The organism is Treponema sp. C6A8 (assembly GCF_000619925.1).
Taxonomy (GTDB): Bacteria; Spirochaetota; Spirochaetia; order Treponematales; family Treponemataceae; genus Treponema_D.
The window spans coordinates 1-1,439 of the sequence record NZ_JHVB01000022.1 but is presented as its reverse complement, the minus strand read 5'-3'; the positions used below and the strand labels follow the sequence as shown (position 1 = coordinate 1,439).

The following is a 1,439-nucleotide window of genomic DNA, read 5'->3' as shown; positions in this document are numbered from 1 at the left end:
TGAAGTGCACCCCTAAAGTTGGACAAATAAAGTTCGCTTTAGGAGGTGCATTTTTTATGTCAAAATATTCATATGAATTAAAAATGCAAATAATACTTGAGCATAAGACAAAGCATTATGGGGCTTTTATACTTCAAAGAAAGTATAGTATTCATCATAGCATTATTGAGCAATGGATAGCTCAGTACGAATTGAATGGAAAATTTACAGAACCAACGCGCCATTTTAGCGGAGAATTTAAGCTAAAAGTGCTAAACTATCAACAAGAGCATCATCTTTCCGATTCTGCCACAGCATTGATTTTCGGTATAACAAATTCTGGAACAATCTGTGCATGGAGAAAGAAATATATTACCGGTGGTAGAGAAGCTCTGTTTCAAAAACAAGGCAGGCGTTCGAAAATGCCAAAGAAAAGTTTAATACCAAACAAACCAAGAGAAGAATGGACAAAAGATGAAGAACTGGCATATCTTCGAATGGAGAATGAATACCTAAAAAAATATCTGGCCTTAGTTCAGGAAGACGACAGAAAGAAACAGCAGCAGAAAAAAGACAGAGAAAAGTCGAAGCTGTCAGAGAACTAAGGTCAAAATACAATGTTTCAGATTTAACAAAACTTACAGGCTTACCAAGAAGTTCATTTTATTACTCAGAATCTCATCCAAAGCAAGATAATCACGAAAAAGAACGTGAACTTATTCAGCAGATATATCATGCAAATAAAGGCCGTTATGGCTACAGAAGAATCACTTTGGAGTTTAGAAACAGAGGTTTGACAACTAATCATAAAGTTATTCAGAAATTGATGCGGGAGGAACACATTGTCTGTAAAGTTCGTCAGCACAAATATAATTCCTATAAAGGTCAGATAGGCAAAGTTGCTCCAAATCTTCTTAAACGAGATTTCAGTACAACAAAATCCAATGAAAAATGGGTTACAGATGTTACACAGTTTAATCTGTTCGGGACTAAACTTTATCTGTCTCCGATTCTTGATTTACATGACCAATCACTAATCAGTTGGAATCTTTCTGAAAGTCCAAACTATGCACAGACTGTTGATATGCTTGAAAAGGCATTTAAGAAAATTCCTGACGGGACAAATCTAATTCTTCATTCAGATCAGGGCTGGCAGTATCAGATGTATGATTATCAGAGGCGTTTGAAAGAAAAAGGAATTAGACAGAGTATGTCCCGAAAAGGGAACTGTCTTGATAATTCGGTAATGGAAAATTTCTTTGGTTTATTAAAATCTGAACTTTTATATTTACAGGAGTTTGAGTCTGTTGAAGATTTCAAAAAAGAATTGGTTGAATATTTGTCTTGGTACAACGAAAAGAGAATTAAGGTTAAATTAAAAGGACTGACCCCTTTACAATTCAGGAATCAGTCCTTAAAATCAGCCTAGTTAAAGTGTCCAATAATTGGGGTGCACTTCA

Annotated in this window: 2 protein-coding genes; both read left to right on the top strand. The window is 35.0% G+C overall.

The features are described from left to right. Positions 1-584: helix-turn-helix domain-containing protein (locus T530_RS0111975; protein ID WP_215904674.1), on the top strand; the 584-nt coding region annotated here is incomplete at its 5' end. Next, a complete protein-coding gene (locus tag T530_RS0111970) occupies positions 488-1,408 on the top strand; it encodes an IS3 family transposase (protein ID WP_156011646.1) in 921 nt (306 codons plus the stop codon). The genes T530_RS0111975 and T530_RS0111970, both read left to right, overlap by 97 nt. Positions 1,409-1,439 lie beyond the last annotated feature (31 nt).